This is a genomic window from Escherichia sp. MOD1-EC6842 (genome assembly GCF_002965705.1).
Taxonomy (GTDB): domain Bacteria; phylum Pseudomonadota; class Gammaproteobacteria; order Enterobacterales; family Enterobacteriaceae; genus Escherichia; species Escherichia ruysiae.
Map to the genome: position 1 here is coordinate 25018 of NZ_PTRF01000014.1, position 17595 is coordinate 42612.

At 52.4% G+C, this 17595-nt stretch carries 14 protein-coding genes; 8 read left to right on the forward strand and 6 right to left on the reverse strand.

All coding sequences use genetic code 11. The features are described from left to right. Positions 1-21: 21 nt before the first annotated feature. The 5 genes from accC to acuI all read right to left on the reverse strand — a co-directional run bounded on the left by accC (position 22) and on the right by acuI (position 4924). Entirely contained in the window at positions 22-1371 is a 1350-nt protein-coding gene (gene accC / locus A7Z29_RS16520) for an acetyl-CoA carboxylase biotin carboxylase subunit (protein WP_000884623.1), read from the reverse strand. Positions 1372-1381: 10 nt separating this feature from the next. Then, complete coding sequence (accB, locus tag A7Z29_RS16525) at positions 1382-1852, reverse strand: acetyl-CoA carboxylase biotin carboxyl carrier protein (RefSeq protein WP_000354618.1); 471 nt, start codon at positions 1850-1852, stop codon at positions 1382-1384. A 395-nt stretch (positions 1853-2247) separates the two neighbouring features. Further along, the gene (gene msrQ / locus A7Z29_RS16530; protein ID WP_001240072.1) at positions 2248-2847 is read right to left on the reverse strand and encodes a protein-methionine-sulfoxide reductase heme-binding subunit MsrQ; all 600 of its coding nucleotides are present in this window, start codon (positions 2845-2847) and stop codon (positions 2248-2250) included. Further along, positions 2848-3852: a protein-methionine-sulfoxide reductase catalytic subunit MsrP gene (gene msrP / locus A7Z29_RS16535; protein ID WP_105290495.1), complete on the reverse strand. Its 1005-nt coding sequence runs from the start codon at positions 3850-3852 to the stop codon at positions 2848-2850. A 97-nt stretch (positions 3853-3949) separates the two neighbouring features. Next, positions 3950-4924 (reverse strand): acrylyl-CoA reductase (NADPH), encoded by a 975-nt coding sequence (gene acuI / locus A7Z29_RS16540; protein WP_001148446.1) that lies wholly within the window; start codon positions 4922-4924, stop codon positions 3950-3952. A gap of 151 nt (positions 4925-5075) precedes the next feature. On the opposite strand from acuI, the gene csrD reads away from it, so the two are divergent. Further along, on the forward strand, positions 5076-7016 hold the full coding sequence (csrD, locus tag A7Z29_RS16545) for an RNase E specificity factor CsrD (RefSeq protein ID WP_001241425.1): 1941 nt from the start codon (positions 5076-5078) through the stop codon (positions 7014-7016). On the opposite strand, the gene A7Z29_RS16550 is transcribed toward csrD, so the two are convergent. Beyond that, positions 7013-7162 carry a hypothetical protein gene (locus A7Z29_RS16550; protein ID WP_016159494.1) on the reverse strand — a complete coding sequence of 50 codons (150 nt, stop codon included), beginning with the start codon at positions 7160-7162 and terminating at the stop codon, positions 7013-7015. The two genes, csrD and A7Z29_RS16550, sit on opposite strands and share 4 nt — an antisense overlap. Before the next feature lie 159 nt (positions 7163-7321). Between A7Z29_RS16550 and mreB the strand changes: the two genes are divergently transcribed. From mreB to tldD, 7 genes are all read left to right on the forward strand, one after another. Further along, positions 7322-8365: a rod shape-determining protein MreB gene (mreB, locus tag A7Z29_RS16560; RefSeq protein WP_000913396.1), complete on the forward strand. Its 1044-nt coding sequence runs from the start codon at positions 7322-7324 to the stop codon at positions 8363-8365. Between the two features lie 65 nt (positions 8366-8430). Continuing rightward, entirely contained in the window at positions 8431-9534 is a 1104-nt protein-coding gene (gene mreC / locus A7Z29_RS16565; RefSeq protein ID WP_105290496.1) for a rod shape-determining protein MreC, read from the forward strand. Then, positions 9534-10022 (forward strand): rod shape-determining protein MreD, encoded by a 489-nt coding sequence (mreD, locus tag A7Z29_RS16570; RefSeq protein ID WP_000135265.1) that lies wholly within the window; start codon positions 9534-9536, stop codon positions 10020-10022. Before mreC ends, mreD begins: the two co-directional genes overlap by 1 nt. 8 nt (positions 10023-10030) lie before the next feature. Then, on the forward strand, positions 10031-10624 hold the full coding sequence (gene yhdE, locus A7Z29_RS16575; RefSeq protein ID WP_000203083.1) for a nucleoside triphosphate pyrophosphatase YhdE: 594 nt from the start codon (positions 10031-10033) through the stop codon (positions 10622-10624). Next, positions 10614-12083 (forward strand): ribonuclease G, encoded by a 1470-nt coding sequence (gene rng, locus A7Z29_RS16580; protein WP_000123197.1) that lies wholly within the window; start codon positions 10614-10616, stop codon positions 12081-12083. Before yhdE ends, rng begins: the two co-directional genes overlap by 11 nt. A gap of 67 nt (positions 12084-12150) precedes the next feature. Further along, positions 12151-15951, forward strand: a complete 3801-nt coding sequence (gene yhdP, locus A7Z29_RS16585) for an AsmA2 domain-containing protein YhdP (RefSeq protein WP_105290497.1) — start codon at positions 12151-12153, stop codon at positions 15949-15951. A 155-nt stretch (positions 15952-16106) separates the two neighbouring features. Further along, on the forward strand, positions 16107-17552 hold the full coding sequence (tldD, locus tag A7Z29_RS16590; RefSeq protein WP_000055925.1) for a metalloprotease TldD: 1446 nt from the start codon (positions 16107-16109) through the stop codon (positions 17550-17552). Positions 17553-17595 lie beyond the last annotated feature (43 nt).

A 17595-nucleotide genomic window follows, 5' to 3' on the forward strand; every position in this document is an offset into this window, starting at 1 on the left:
TGAAAGCACCGCGCATCACAATTATTTTTCCTGAAGACCGAGTTTTTTCTCCAGATAGTGGATGTTAGTGCCACCATGCTGGAAGTTCTCGTCGTTCATGATGCGGATCTGCAGATCAACGTTGGTTTTGATACCGTCGATGATCAGCTCCTGCAGCGCATTCTTCATGCGAGCAATCGCCACGTCACGGTTTTCACCGTAGCAAATCAGTTTACCGATCATTGAGTCATAGTACGGCGGCACGGTGTAGCCAGCGTAGATATGAGACTCCCAACGCACGCCAAAACCGCCAGGTGCGTGGAAACGGGTGATTTTGCCCGGGCTTGGCAGGAAGGTATTCGGATCTTCGGCGTTGATACGGCATTCCACCGCATGGCCGCGAACGTGAACTTCTTCTTGCTTGATCGACAGCGGTTGACCTGCCGCGATACGCAGCTGTTCTTTGATCAGGTCAACGCCGGTGATCATTTCAGTAACCGGGTGTTCTACCTGAATACGGGTGTTCATTTCGATGAAATAGAACTCGCCGTTTTCGAACAGGAACTCGAAAGTACCTGCACCGCGATAGCCGATATCAACACACGCTTTAGCGCAACGTTCGCCGATGTAACGACGCAGTTCTGGGGTAATGCCCGGTGCTGGTGCTTCTTCGACCACTTTCTGGTGGCGGCGCTGCATGGAGCAGTCACGTTCCGCCAGATAGATAGCGTTGCCCTGACCGTCCGCCAGTACCTGGATCTCGACGTGGCGAGGATTTTCCAGGTATTTCTCCATGTAAACCATATCATTGCTAAAAGCAGCTTTTGCTTCCGCACGGGTCATGGAGATAGACTGCGCCAGTTCAGCGTCGCTGCGCACAACGCGCATACCGCGACCGCCGCCGCCACCGGAGGCTTTGATAATCACCGGATAACCAATGCGTTTTGCAATGGCGCGGTTTTTATCCATATCGTCGCCCAGCGGGCCGTCAGAACCCGGTACGCAAGGAACGCCAGCTTTTTTCATTGCTGCAATTGCAGACACTTTGTCGCCCATCAGGCGAATAGTGTCTGCTTTCGGGCCGATGAAGATAAAGCCAGAGCGTTCAACCTGCTCGGCAAAATTGGCGTTTTCGGAAAGGAAGCCGTAACCCGGATGGATTGCTACTGCGCCGGTGATTTCAGCGGCGCTGATGATAGCCGGGATGTTCAGATAACTTTTTACTGACGGAGCCGGGCCAATACAGACCGTTTCATCTGCCAGTAATACGTGTTTTAAATCGCGATCCGCGCTGGAGTGCACAGCGACAGTCTTAATGCCCAGTTCTTTACAGGCACGAAGAATACGCAATGCAATCTCGCCACGGTTGGCAATAACAATTTTATCCAGCATGTTCGCCTCGTTACTCGATGACGACCAGCGGCTCGTCAAATTCTACCGGTTGTCCACTTTCGACCAGAATTGCTTTCACAGTACCGGATTTGTCTGCTTCGATCTGGTTCATCATTTTCATGGCTTCAACGATGCACAGGGTATCGCCCACGTTCACTTTCTGACCCACTTCGATGAACGCTTTCGCGTCCGGGCTTGGGGTGCGATAGAAAGTACCAACCATTGGGGAACGTACGATGTGACCACTGATTTCCGCTGCTGCTGGCGCTTCCATGGAAGGAACGGTCGCCGGAGCGGCTGCGTTAGATTGAGCTGGCTGCTGCATCATCGGTGCAGCGTAAGCTTGTTGCATCATCGGGAAACTAGCGGCAGGTGCTGCACGGCTGATGCGTACTGACTCTTCGCCTTCAGAAATTTCCAGTTCAGAGATGCCTGATTCTTCAACCAGCTCGATCAGTTTTTTAATCTTACGAATATCCATGAGTGGGTTCCGTACTCTTTGTTTAGTGTGATTGTGACAGGCGTTTCACCGCCGTCTGTAAAGCGTATGCCCCGACAGCTGTATGCATAGCGATAAATTCCAGCTGACCGGGACGCCGGTCTATTTTGCCCCAGAGCGTCAATGTGAGACTTGACGGACATTGTGCAGCGATCTGCTGCTATCCTCCGGCAAAAAACAAAATATACCTTCGTTGCGCCATTGTCACCTTTTCCGCAGCTTAAAAACCGCGTTAGGGAGAACGAAGTCGCACATTATAACGATTTCGTAGCAATTGGCAGCTAAATACTGGTCTTATCAGGGAAGATAATCAACAGCTAACATGTAAATAACTTTCAACGCCGCGCATTTTGCAACAAGCCGCACAGTTCATGAAATTAGCGCCACCATTGACGGAACTTCTTAAAACGTAAGGCTAAAAGTAATAAAGCCAGCCCGGCGTAGATAACCGGCTGTGGTGAGATAATCTTCACTGACCACAGATAATGTATGGGAGCCAGGATCGCGACCAGATAGACGAAGTTATGCAACTGTTGCCAGCGTTTGCCTAATTTTCGCTGCATCGCCTGCGTGGAAGTCAATGCTAAAGCCAGTAAAATCAGCCAACTGACAATTCCGAGCGTTAAATAAGGTCGGGTGATTAATTCCTGACCGAATAACGTCAGGTTATTCACGCCCAGTTCCAGTAAGGCATAACTGGTTAAGTGCAGCGTTGCCCAGACGAAACACCATAAACCCAGCAGGCGGCGGGTGCGTATCAATAAGGGCTGTTTAGCATAGCGCGCTAATGGCGTAATTAATAAGGTTGCCAGCAAGAATTTCAGCGCAGTCCGACCGGTAAAATGCTGAATATCTTTCACCGGGTCGGCGCTTAATCCACCATGATTGATGGCCCATACCAGCCAGACAAACGGCAAAAATCCGGCAAGATGCAGGCAAACTTTCAACCATGTCACTTGTTTTGCTGTCAGCCGCACTTAAAAATTCTCCCGTAAATCCAGGCCACGATAAAGCGACGCCACTTGATCGGCGTATCCGTTAAACAGCAGCGTTGGCTGGCGTTGTACATCCAGAATGCCACCTGAACCAATAAAACGTTCGGTGGCCTGCGACCAACGGGGATGATCAACATGCGGATTGACGTTGGCGTAAAAGCCATATTCATTGGGCGCTGCCAGATTCCAGGTGGTTGGCGGACGTTCACGGGTCAGCTTAATGCTGACAATCGATTTAATCCCTTTAAAGCCATATTTCCACGGCACAATCAGCCGCACCGGTGCGCCATTTTGTGGCGGTAGCGCCTTGCCATAGACACCGACGGTCATCAGCGTGAGTGGATGCATCGCTTCGTCGAGACGTAATCCTTCTATATAAGGATATTTCAGGCCGCCGCCAATAAACCGATCCTGCTGGCCTGGCATCTGTTCCGGCGCATAAATGGTTTCGAAGGCGACGTATTTCGCGTTACTGGTTGGTTCCGCCAGTGCCAGTAATTTGTGCAGCGGGAAACCAATCCACGGTACTACCATCGACCACGCTTCCACACAGCGCATACGGTAAATCCGCTCTTCCAGCGGGAAACGATGGGTTAAGGCGTCATGGTCGAGCGTTAATGGTTTGGCGACTTCACCACTGATGTTCAACGTCCACGGATCGGTTTTCAGGCTGCCGGCATTTGCCGCTGGATCCGCTTTATCCAGCCCGAACTCATAGTAGTTGTTATAGCCGGAAACTTTATCTTCCGGCGTGAGCGGCAGGTTATTTTGCCAGGCGGCAGGTTTACTAAACTCCAGCGGCCTCCCGGCTGGCGCGGGCGGACGATCGTTGCCCTTAAACCAGCTAAGCAGGTCGGCATGTGTAGTGGTTGGCAGAGAAAGTGCAGCTGCGCTGATGCCTAACGTTTTCAGAATCTGCCGACGTTGCATAAAAAAAGCCGATTCGGCAGTGACATCGGCTTCTGTAAATTGACGAATTTTTTTCATAACAGACTCCCGGTATGCTCCTGATTACTATGGCAGGGAGAATGTCAAAGTGCTGCTAAAATTCGTTAGTTATATGTAAATTATTTTGTACGAAATCTTAACTTATTTTTACCAGAGTGCGCCCCTGCACCTGGTTATTAATAATGGCTTCGGCAAACTTCGGTGCCTCTGTCAGTGAGATTTCTTTTGCTGCTTGTGAATAGAATGATTCCGGTAGATCGGCGACCAGACGCTGCCAGGCCTGCGCCCGACGAGCTGGTGGCGTCATGACTGAATCCACTCCTTGCAGACGAACGTTGCGCAGAATAAACGGCATTACCGTGGTTGGCAGAGCAAAGCCACCCGCCAGACCACAAGCCGCCACGCAGCCGCCGTAGTTCATTTGTGCCAGCACTTTCGCCAGTACTTTGTCACCAACAGTGTCAATTGCGCCTGCCCAGAGTTGCTTTTCCAGGGGACGGGACTCAGCAAACTCATCGCGGGGCAGAATACGGCTGGCTCCTAAACTTTTCAGATATTCATGGGTACTTTCGCGACCAGATACAGCAACGACCTGATAACCCAACTTATGCAGCAGCGCCACAGCCGTACTGCCGACGCCGCCGCTGGCGCCCGTCACCACAATCTCGCCATCCTGCGGACGAATACCGGCATCTTCCAGTGCCAGTACGCACAGCATGGCGGTAAACCCGGCAGTACCGATAACCATCGCTTTACGCGCGTCCAGACCCTGCGGCATCGCAACCAGCCAGTCACCTTTTACGCGCGCCTGTTGTGCCAGCCCGCCCCAGTGGTTTTCACCGACGCCCCAACCCGTCAGTAACACTTCCTGACCGGCATGAAAACGAGGATCTTCACTGGCGCGTACAGTTCCGGCGAAGTCAATACCAGGAATCATCGGAAAATTACGGATGATTTTTCCTTTACCGGTAATCGCCAGCGCATCTTTATAATTCAGACTCGACCAGTGGACATCGACCGTCACATCGCCTTCCGGCAGGCGACTTGCGTCCAGAGTCTGTACAGATGCGAGGGTTTTACCGTCCTGCTGTTCTAAAAGTAACGCCTGCATAAGAGATCCTCATGTGCATGATGGATTGGAAAATAATTTCTGAAGACTATACTCGCTAATGGAAAAGCAAAGCCGATGAAGCGCAATAAATTGCGAGATAAATCTGATTTGCTAGTATGCCCGCGTCCTCACTATCGGAGTTAACACAAGGATGAGATTAACGACGAAATTTTCGGCCTTTGTCACGCTGCTCACCGGGTTAACAATTTTTGTGACCCTGCTGGGCTGCTCGCTTAGTTTCTATAACGCCATTCAGTATAAGTTTAGTCATCGTGTTCAGGCAGTGGCGACGGCGATCGATACTCACCTTGTATCGAATGACTTCAGCACATTGAGGCCACAAATCAGCGAACTGATGATGTCTGCGGATATCGTTCGCGTGGATCTTTTGCACGATAAAAAACAGGTTTATACCCAGTCTCGCAATGGTAGTTACCGTCCGGTGGGAACCAGCGATCTGTTTCGCGAACTGACTGTGCCGTTGATTAAACATCCGGGGATGTCGCTGCGTTTGGTTTATCAGGACCCGATGGGCAACTATTTCCACTCGTTGATGACCACCGCACCGCTCACCGGTGCGATTGGATTTATCATTATTATGCTCTTCCTGGCAGTACGCTGGTTACAACGACAACTTGCCGGGCAAGAATTGCTGGAAACCCGCGCCACACGTATTTTAAATGGCGAGCGTGGCTCGAATGTGTTGGGAACCATCTATGAATGGCCGCCCAGAACCAGCAGTGCGCTGGATACGCTGCTTTGTGAAATTCAGAACGCACGCGAACAGCACAGTCGTCTTGATACACTGATCCGCTCCTATGCTGCTCAGGACATCAAAACCGGCCTCAATAACCGACTTTTTTTCGATAATCAGTTAGCAACGTTACTGGAAGATCAGGAGAAAGTGGGTACTCACGGGATCGTGATGATGATCCGACTGCCGGATTTCAATATGTTGAGCGACACTTGGGGGCACAGCCAGGTTGAAGAACAACTCTTCACCCTGACAAATCTGTTATCGACATTTATGATGCGTTATCCCGGGGCGCTATTGGCGCGTTATCACCGTAGCGATTTCGCCGTGCTGTTGCCACATCGGACATTAAAAGAGGCGGAGAGCATTGCCGGGCAATTGATCAAGGCGGTCGATACCTTACCGACGAATAAAATGCTCGATCGTGATGATATGATTCACATCGGCATCTGTGCCTGGCGTAGCGGGCAGGATACCGAACAGGTGATGGAACATGCGGAATCCGCCACGCGCAATGCGGGATTACAGGGCGGCAATAGCTGGGCTATTTACGATGACTCGTTACCTGAAAAAGGACGCGGTAACGTTCGCTGGCGGACGCTCATCGAGCAAATGCTGAGTCGCGGAGGCCCGCGTCTTTATCAAAAACCGGCGGTTACTCGTGAAGGGCTGGTTCATCATCGCGAACTGATGTGTCGTATCTTTGATGGTAACGAAGAGGTCAGTTCGGCGGAATATATGCCGATGGTGTTGCAGTTTGGCTTATCGGAAGAGTATGACCGTCTGCAAGTCAGTCGCCTCATCCCGCTGTTACGCTATTGGCCACAAGAAAATCTGGCGATTCAGGTCACCGTTGAGTCGTTGATTCGACCGCGTTTCCAGCGTTGGCTACGTGATACGCTGATGCAGTGTGAAAAATCACAGCGAAAACGCATAATTATTGAACTTGCAGAGGCTGATGTTGGTCAACATATCGGTCGCTTGCAACCTGTCATTCGTTTGATGAATGCTTTAGGGGCTCGGGTCGCTGTCAACCAGGCTGGTTTGACGCTGGTAAGTACCCGTTGGATCAAAGAACTTAATGTTGAATTACTCAAGCTCCATCCGGGGCTGGTAAGAAACATTGAGAAGCGAACAGAGAATCAATTGTTGGTTCAGAGCATGGTAGAAGCGTGTTCCGGGACCAACACCCAGGTTTACGCTACTGGTGTACGTTCGCGAAGCGAGTGGCAGACCCTGATTCAGCGTGGGGTTTTGGGGGGGCAGGGAGATTTTTTTGCGTCCTCACAGCCACTTGATACTAACGTGAAAAAATATTCACAAAGATACTCGGTTTAACCTGCCGTTTGATCCGTTTTCACGTAGAATAACGCGCGCTGCGTTTCACGGGAGCGTGCTTGTCTGTTCGCCAGATTGTTGCAGCACATATGCAGATTAATGACCTTACGCAGTTGCAAACAGGCGAGGAATGCATGCTGATGCATTTAGCCTCTCTGGACTCAGGTAGAGATTTGTAACAAAGGAAACAAACTGCACTAATTTTCACCGTAGCAGATGATTTTTGCGCCTTGTCGCTGCTGCGTGTGGTTGGTAAAGTAAGCGGATTTTCTTTTCCGCCCCAGCTTTCAGGATTATCCCTTAGTATGTTGAAAAAATTTCGTGGCATGTTTTCCAATGACTTGTCCATTGACCTGGGTACTGCGAATACCCTCATTTATGTAAAAGGACAAGGCATCGTATTGAATGAGCCTTCTGTGGTGGCTATTCGTCAGGATCGTGCCGGTTCACCGAAAAGCGTAGCTGCAGTAGGTCATGACGCGAAGCAGATGCTGGGCCGTACGCCGGGCAATATTGCTGCCATTCGCCCAATGAAAGATGGCGTTATCGCTGATTTCTTCGTGACTGAAAAGATGCTCCAGCACTTTATCAAACAAGTGCACAGCAACAGCTTTATGCGTCCAAGCCCGCGAGTTCTGGTTTGTGTGCCGGTTGGCGCTACCCAGGTTGAGCGTCGTGCTATTCGTGAATCCGCGCAGGGCGCAGGCGCCCGCGAAGTATTCCTGATTGAAGAGCCGATGGCAGCAGCAATCGGTGCCGGCTTGCCGGTATCTGAAGCAACCGGCTCCATGGTGGTTGATATCGGTGGTGGTACTACTGAAGTTGCCGTTATCTCTCTGAACGGTGTAGTTTACTCCTCTTCTGTACGTATTGGCGGTGACCGCTTCGACGAAGCGATCATCAACTACGTTCGTCGTAACTACGGTTCTCTGATCGGTGAAGCGACTGCAGAACGTATCAAACACGAAATCGGTTCTGCTTATCCGGGCGATGAAGTCCGTGAAATCGAAGTTCGTGGCCGTAACCTGGCAGAAGGCGTGCCACGCGGCTTTACATTGAATTCCAACGAAATCCTCGAAGCGCTGCAAGAACCGCTGACCGGCATCGTTAGCGCGGTGATGGTTGCGCTGGAGCAGTGCCCGCCGGAACTCGCTTCCGACATTTCCGAGCGCGGAATGGTGCTCACTGGCGGTGGTGCGCTGCTGCGTAACCTTGACCGTTTGTTAATGGAAGAAACCGGCATTCCAGTTGTTGTTGCTGAAGACCCGCTGACCTGTGTGGCACGCGGTGGCGGCAAAGCACTGGAAATGATCGACATGCACGGCGGCGACCTGTTCAGCGAAGAGTAATCGGATGCAGGCAGGGGGAACATCTGTTTGCCCTGCCTGGTCTGATACGAGAATACGCATAACTTATGAAGCCAATTTTTAGCCGTGGCCCGTCGCTACAGATTCGCCTTATTCTGGCGGTGCTGGTGGCGCTCGGCGTTATTATTGCCGACAGTCGCCTGGGGATGTTTAGTCAAATCCGTACCTATATGGATACCGCCGTCAGTCCTTTCTACTTTGTTTCCAATGCTCCTCGAGAATTGCTGGATGGCGTATCACAGACGCTGGCCTCGCGTGATCAACTAGAACTTGAAAACCGGGCGTTACGTCAGGAATTGCTGTTGAAAAACAGCGAACTGCTGATGCTTGGACAATACAAACAGGAGAACGCGCGCCTGCGCGAGCTGCTGGGTTCTCCGTTGCGCCAGGATGAGCAAAAGATGGTGACCCAGGTTATCTCTACGGTTAACGATCCGTATAGCGATCAAGTCGTTATCGACAAAGGCAGCGTTAACGGAGTTTATGAAGGCCAGCCGGTCATCAGTGACAAAGGTGTTGTTGGCCAGGTGGTGGCGGTCGCCAAACTGACCAGCCGCGTGTTGCTGATTTGCGACGCGACCCATGCACTGCCAATTCAGGTTCTCCGTAATGATATCCGCGTAATTGCTGCGGGTAACGGTTGTACTGATGATTTACAACTTGAGCACCTGCCAGCGAATACTGATATTCGTGTTGGCGATGTATTGGTGACATCTGGTCTTGGTGGACGCTTCCCGGAAGGTTATCCGGTGGCGGTCGTCTCTTCTGTGAAACTCGATACCCAGCGCGCTTATACCGTGATCCAGGCGCGTCCGACTGCGGGACTGCAACGTTTGCGTTATCTGCTGCTGCTGTGGGGCGCAGATCGTAACGGCGCTAACCCGATGACGCCGGAAGAGGTGCATCGCGTTGCTAATGAACGTCTGATGCAGATGATGCCGCAGGTATTGCCTTCGCCAGACGCGATGGGGCCAAAGTTACCTGAACCGGCAACGGGGATCGCTCAGCCGACTCCGCAGCAACCGACGACAGGAAATTCAGCTACGGCGCCTGCTGCGCCGACACAGCCCGCTGCTAACCGCTCTCCACAAAGGGCTACGCCGCCGCAAAGTGGTGCTCAACCGCCTGCACGTGCGCCAGGAGGGCAATAGTGGCGAGATATCGTAGCCAGGGGCGCTGGGTTATCTGGCTCTCTTTCCTCATCGCCTTGTTACTACAAATTATGCCCTGGCCGGATAATCTCATCGTTTTCCGGCCAAACTGGGTATTGCTCATCTTGCTGTATTGGATCCTGGCCTTGCCCCATCGCGTAAATGTGGGCACAGGTTTTGTGATGGGTGCCATACTGGATCTGATCAGTGGCTCTACGCTCGGTGTCCGGGCGTTGTCGATGAGTATCATTGCTTATCTGGTAGCACTGAAATTCCAGCTTTTCCGCAACCTGGCATTATGGCAGCAGGCGCTGGTCGTCATGTTGCTTTCGCTGGTAGTGGATATTATTGTTTTCTGGGCAGAGTTTTTAGTGATCAACGTCTCTTTCAGACCCGAAGTGTTCTGGAGTAGTGTAGTCAATGGTGTGCTCTGGCCGTGGATTTTCTTGCTGATGCGCAAAATCCGTCAGCAGTTTGCAGTGCAATAAAGGTTTCTATGACTTCTCTGTATTTAGCTTCCGGTTCTCCGCGTCGTCAGGAGTTACTTGCGCAACTTGGCGTGACCTTTGAACGTATTGTTACGGGCATTGAGGAACAGCGCCATCCGCAGGAGAGCGCGCAGCAGTATGTTATGCGTCTGGCGCGTGAGAAAGCGCAAGCAGGTGTTGCTCATACTGCGCAGGATCTCCCGGTACTGGGAGCGGATACCATTGTTGTCCTGAATGGGGAAGTGTTAGAGAAACCGCGCGATGCAGAACATGCGGCGCAGATGTTGCGCAAATTATCGGGACAGACTCATCAGGTAATGACGGCGGTGGCGCTGGCAGACAGCCAGTACATTCTCGATTGTCTGGTGGTCACCGATGTGACGTTCAGAACGTTAACAGACGAAGACATCGCGGGCTATGTTGCCAGCGGTGAACCGTTAGATAAAGCAGGTGCATACGGTATTCAGGGGCTGGGTGGTTGTTTTGTCAGGAAGATAAATGGCAGCTATCACGCCGTAGTCGGCTTACCGCTGGTTGAAACGTATGAATTATTAAGTAATTTTAACGCACTGCGTGACAAAAGGGATAAACATGACGGCTGAATTGTTGGTAAACGTAACGCCTTCGGAAACACGAGTGGCGTATATTGATGGCGGTATTCTGCAGGAAATTCATATTGAACGTGAGGCGCGACGCGGAATAGTAGGCAATATCTACAAGGGTCGTGTAAGTCGTGTACTTCCGGGTATGCAGGCGGCTTTTGTAGATATTGGGCTGGATAAAGCCGCGTTTCTTCATGCATCCGACATCATGCCACACACCGAATGTGTGGCGGGTGAAGAACAAAAGCAGTTCACGGTGCGCGATATTTCGGAGCTGGTGCGTCAGGGACAAGATCTGATGGTGCAGGTGGTGAAAGATCCGCTTGGCACCAAAGGTGCGCGTCTGACCACCGATATCACGCTGCCGTCTCGCTATCTGGTGTTTATGCCAGGGGCTTCTCACGTTGGGGTTTCCCAACGCATTGAAAGTGAATCTGAACGTGAACGCCTGAAAAAAGTGGTCGCAGAGTATTGCGACGAGCAGGGCGGATTTATCATCCGTACTGCGGCGGAAGGGGTTGGCGAAGCGGAGCTGGCCTCCGATGCTGCCTACCTGAAACGCGTCTGGACCAAAGTGATGGAACGTAAAAAGCGTCCACAGACCCGTTATCAACTGTACGGCGAACTGGCGCTGGCGCAGCGTGTTCTGCGTGATTTCGCCGACGCTGAGCTGGATCGTATTCGCGTTGACTCGCGCCTGACTTACGAAGCGTTGCTTGAGTTCACTTCGGAATACATTCCCGAGATGACCAGTAAGCTGGAACATTACACCGGACGCCAGCCAATTTTCGATCTCTTTGATGTCGAAAACGAAATCCAGCGGGCGCTGGAACGCAAAGTAGAACTGAAATCCGGCGGCTATCTGATTATCGACCAGACCGAAGCAATGACCACCGTGGACATCAATACCGGGGCGTTTGTCGGTCATCGCAATCTGGACGACACCATCTTCAATACCAATATTGAAGCGACGCAGGCTATCGCTCGCCAGTTACGGTTGCGTAATCTGGGCGGGATTATCATTATTGATTTCATCGACATGAATAATGAAGATCACCGTCGCCGCGTACTGCATTCGCTGGAACAGGCGTTGAGCAAAGACCGGGTGAAAACCAGCGTTAATGGTTTTTCGGCGCTGGGGCTGGTGGAGATGACGCGTAAACGCACCCGCGAAAGCATTGAGCACGTACTGTGTAATGAATGCCCAACCTGTCACGGTCGCGGAACGGTTAAAACCGTGGAAACCGTATGCTATGAAATCATGCGTGAGATCGTTCGCGTGCACCATGCTTACGACTCTGACCGTTTCCTGGTCTATGCTTCCCCGGCAGTAGCTGAAGCCTTGAAAGGCGAAGAATCGCACTCGCTGGCGGAAGTGGAAATTTTCGTTGGCAAACAGGTTAAAGTACAAATTGAACCGCTCTACAACCAGGAGCAGTTTGACGTCGTAATGATGTAAACAGATGCTGGGCCGCCATCCGGCAAAGGGTTTTTGAGTCACATTTTTAGCAGACAAGGAGTGACGGGTGAGGCGATTGCCGGGGATTTTACTGCTTACTGGAGCCGCGCTCGTAGTGATCGCTGCGCTGCTGGTCAGCGGCCTGCGTATTGCTTTACCGCACCTCGACGCCTGGCGCCCGGAAATCCTTAACAAAATTGAATCCGCGACGGGTATGCCGGTGGCAGCCAGTCAGCTCTCCGCCAGTTGGCAAAATTTTGGCCCAACACTCGAAGCGCACGACATCCGCGCTGAGTTGAAAGATGGCGGTGAATTTTCAGTTAAACGCGTCACCCTGGCGCTGGATGTCTGGCAGAGCCTGCTGCATATGCGCTGGCAGTTTCGTGACCTCACTTTCTGGCAACTGCGCTTTCGCACCAATACACCCATCACCAGTGGTGGTAGCAATGATAGCCTGGAAGCCAGCCATATCAGCGATCTGTTTCTTCGTCAGTTCGATCACTTCGATCTCCGCGATAGCGAAATCAGCTTCCTGACACCATCCGGTCAGCGCGCTGAACTGGCGATCCCGCAACTCACCTGGCTTAACGATCCACGTAGACACCGTGCGGAAGGTCAGGTAAGTCTCTCCAGTCTGACCGGACAACACGGCGTGATGCAGGTGCGCATGGATCTGCGTGATGATGAGGGACTGTTAAGTAATGGTCGCGTCTGGCTTCAGGCTGATGACATTGACCTGAAGCCGTGGCTCGGTAAATGGATGCAGGACAATATTGCGCTGGAAACGGCACAGTTCTCCCTTGAAGGCTGGATGACCATCGACAAAGGCGATGTGAGCGGAGGCGATGTCTGGCTGAAACAGGGCGGTGCAAGCTGGCTGGGCGAGAAAAAAACGCATTCGCTGTCGGTGGATAATCTGACCGCGCACATAACGCGCGAACATTCGGGCTGGCAGTTTTCCATTCCTGATACGCGGATCACCATGGACGGCAAACCCTGGCCGAGTGGAGCTTTGACGCTGGCCTGGATACCAGAACAGGACGTTGGCGGCAAAAACAATAAACGTAGTGACGAACTACGGATTCGCGCCAGCAATCTGGAGCTGGCGGGGCTGGAAGGCATACGCCCATTAGCAGCGAAACTTTCACCTGCGCTGGGTGATATCTGGCGTTCAACCCAGCCGAGCGGCAAGATCAACACGCTGGCGCTGGATATCCCGCTTCAGGCGGCAGAGAAAACCCGCTTTCAGGCGTCGTGGAGCGATTTGGCCTGGAAACAATGGAAATTACTGCCGGGTGCGGAACATTTCTCCGGGACGCTTTCAGGAAGCGTAGAAAATGGTTTGCTGACGGCTTCCATGAAGCAGGCGAAAATGCCTTATGAAACGGTATTTCGCGCACCGCTGGAAATTGCCGACGGCAAGGCAACCATAAGCTGGTTGAATAATGATAAAGGTTTCCAGCTGGATGGGCGTAACATCGACGTTAAAGCCAAAGCCGTCCATGCGCGCGGCGGTTTTCGTTACCTGCAACCTGCTAACGATGAACCCTGGCTGGGGATTCTGGCTGGCATCAGTACCGATGATGGTTCACAAGCCTGGCGCTATTTCCCGGAAAACCTGATGGGGAAAGAGTTAGTCGATTATCTAAGTGGCGCAATTCAGGGCGGTAAAGCGGATAACGCGACCCTGGTTTATGGCGGCAATCCACATCTTTTCCCTTACAAACACAACGAAGGTCAGTTTGAAGTGCTGGTGCCGCTGCGTAACGCGAAGTTTGCCTTCCAGCCGGACTGGCCTGCATTAACTAACCTTGATATTGAACTGGACTTTATTAACGACGGTTTATGGATGAAAACCGATGGCGTTAATCTGGGCGGTGTGCACGCCAGTAACCTCACTGCGGTGATCCCTGACTACTCGAAAGAAAAGTTGCTTATTGACGCTGACATTAAAGGTTCGGGTAAAGCCGTTGGTCCTTACTTTGATGAGACGCCGCTGAAGGATTCTCTGGGGGCGACCCTACAAGAACTCCAGCTCGACGGCGATGTGAATGCTCGCTTACATCTCGATATCCCGCTGAACGGCGAACTGGTTACAGCGAAAGGTGAAGTGGCGCTGCGCAACAACAGCCTGTTTATCAAACCCCTCGACAGCACCCTGAAAAATTTGAGCGGTAAATTCAGCTTTATCAATGGTGATCTGCAAAGTGAACCACTGACTGCAAGCTGGTTTAACCAGCCACTGAACGTGGATTTTTCCACCAAAGAAGGGACAAAAGCCTATCAGGTTGCGGTGAATCTCAACGGTAACTGGCAACCAGCGAAAACCGGCGTTCTGCCTGAAGCGGTGAACGAAGCGTTAAGCGGCAGCGTGGCGTGGGATGGTAAAGTGGGCATTGAGCTGCCTTATCATGCTGGCGCGACCTATAACGTAGAGCTGAACGGCGATCTGAAGAATGTGAGTAGTCACTTACCTTCGCCGTTAGCCAAACCCGCTGGCGAATCGCTGCCGGTTAACATTAAGGTCGATGGCAGCCTCAATAGCTTTGAATTAACCGGACAGGCTGGTGCGGATAACCATTTCAACAGCCGCTGGTTGCTCGGTCAAAAGCTGACGCTCGATCGCGCTATCTGGGCGGCAGACAGTAAAACGCTTCCACCGTTACCGGAACAAAGTGGTGTTGAGTTAAATATGCCACCGATGGATGGTGCCGAGTGGCTGGCGCTTTTCCAGAAAGGCGCGACGGAAAAGGTTGGCAGCGCGGCGAGTTTCCCTCAGCACATTACGTTACGTACACCGGCGTTGTCATTGGGGAATCAGCAGTGGAATAACCTGAGCATCGTCTCGCAGCCGATGGCAAACGGTACGCAGGTTGAGGCGCAAGGGCGTGAAATCAACGCTACGCTGGCGATGCGTAATAACGCGCCGTGGCTGGCGAATATTAAATATCTCTATTACAACCCGAACGTGACGAAAACCGGTGGTGAATCAACGAATTCATCACCTTTCCCGACTACGGAGCGCATCAGCTTCCGTGGCTGGCCGGACGCACAAATACGTTGCGCAGAGTGCTGGTTCTGGGGGCAAAAATTCGGTCGCATCGACAGCGATATCACCATTTCCGGCGATACGTTAACGCTGACCAATGGACTGATTGATACTGGTTTCTCGCGACTCACTGCCGATGGTGAATGGGTTAACAATCCGGGGAATGAACGCACCTCGCTGAAAGGAAAACTGCGCGGCCAGAAAATTGATGCCGCCGCAGAATTTTTTGGTGTCACGACGCCCATACGCCAGTCGTCATTTAATGTGGATTACGATTTACACTGGCGTAAAGCACCGTGGCAGCCGGATGAAGCGACGTTGAATGGCATCATTCATACCCAACTGGGCAAAGGCGAAATTACCGAAATCAGCACCGGACATGCCGGGCAATTGCTGCGCTTATTGAGCGTAGATGCCCTGATGCGTAAGCTGCGTTTTGATTTCAGAGACACTTTTGGCGAAGGGTTCTATTTTGACTCCATTCGCAGCACCGCGTGGATTAAAGACGGCGTTATGCACACCGATGACACGCTGGTGGATGGCCTGGAAGCGGATATCGCCATGAAAGGGTCGGTAAATCTGGTGCGTCGCGATCTGAATATGGAAGCTGTTGTCGCACCAGAGATTTCTGCGACAGTGGGCGTGGCTGCGGCCTTTGCGGTTAACCCCATTGTCGGCGCGGCAGTATTTGCCGCCAGTAAAGTGCTGGGGCCGCTGTGGAGCAAAGTTTCCATTTTGCGTTATCACATTTCGGGTCCGCTGGACGATCCGCAAATCAACGAAGTGTTGCGCCAACCGCGTAAAGAAAAAGCGCAATGATTTGACGAGGGCGCGTAATTGCCCCAATCTCATATGATAATCGTTGCCAAAGGCCAACGAGCCGGAACATAACCGTAGGCCGGATAAGGCGTTCACGCCGCGTCCGGCAGCCGTAAAAAATCCTCTACCGCAGTAACTAACGAGTAGCAAAAACGATGAGTCTGAACCTGGTAAGTGAACAATTGCTAGCGGCGAACGGCCTGAAACATCAGGACTTGTTCGCGATCCTCGGTCAACTGACCGAACGTCGCCTTGATTATGGCGATCTCTATTTTCAGTCGAGCTATCACGAATCCTGGGTTTTAGAAGACCGCATTATTAAAGATGGTTCTTACAACATCGATCAGGGCGTTGGCGTGCGTGCAATCAGCGGTGAAAAAACCGGATTTGCTTACGCTGACCAAATCAGCCTGCTGGCGCTGGAACAGAGTGCGCAAGCGGCGCGTACCATTGTGCGTGACAACGGCGATGGCAAAGTACAGACGCTGGGCGCGGTAGAGCATAGCCCGCTGTATACCTCGGTTGACCCGCTGCAAAGCATGAGCCGTGAAGAGAAGCTGGATATCCTGCGTCGTGTCGATAAGGTTGCTCGCGAAGCGGACAAGCGCGTACAGGAAGTGACTGCCAGCCTCAGTGGCGTCTATGAATTAATTCTGGTTGCGGCGACTGACGGCACGCTGGCAGCGGATGTGCGCCCTCTGGTGCGTCTTTCTGTGAGCGTTCTGGTCGAAGAAGATGGCAAACGCGAACGCGGCGCCAGTGGCGGCGGCGGTCGTTTTGGTTATGAGTTCTTCCTTGCCGATCTCGATGGCGAAGTCCGTGCGGATGCATGGGCAAAAGAAGCCGTGCGTATGGCGCTGGTCAATCTTTCTGCTGTTGCCGCACCTGCGGGCACCATGCCGGTAGTTCTCGGCGCTGGCTGGCCCGGCGTGCTGTTGCATGAAGCGGTCGGTCACGGCCTGGAAGGCGACTTCAACCGCCGTGGTACTTCGGTCTTTAGTGGACAGGTCGGGGAGCTGGTGGCTTCTGAACTGTGTACCGTGGTTGATGATGGCACGATGGTTGATCGCCGTGGTTCGGTAGCGATTGATGATGAAGGTACGCCAGGTCAGTACAATGTGCTGATTGAGAACGGCATCCTGAAAGGTTACATGCAGGATAAACTCAACGCGCGCTTAATGGGTATGAAGCCGACTGGCAATGGTCGCCGTGAATCGTACGCTCACCTGCCAATGCCGCGTATGACCAACACCTACATGCTGCCGGGTAAATCGACCCCGCAGGAAATTATTGAATCCGTTGAGTATGGCATCTATGCGCCGAACTTCGGTGGCGGCCAGGTGGATATCACCTCCGGCAAATTTGTCTTCTCCACCTCAGAAGCGTATCTGATTGAAAACGGTAAAGTAACGAAGCCGGTGAAAGGGGCAACGTTGATTGGTTCCGGCATCGAAACCATGCAGCAGATTTCGATGGTGGGCAACGACCTGAAACTGGATAACGGCGTGGGTGTCTGCGGCAAAGAAGGGCAGAGTTTGCCGGTTGGCGTGGGTCAGCCGACGCTTAAAGTCGATAACCTGACCGTTGGCGGTACTGCGTAATCTATCCAGGCCGGTAAGCGTCGCATCAGGTATTGGTTGCCGG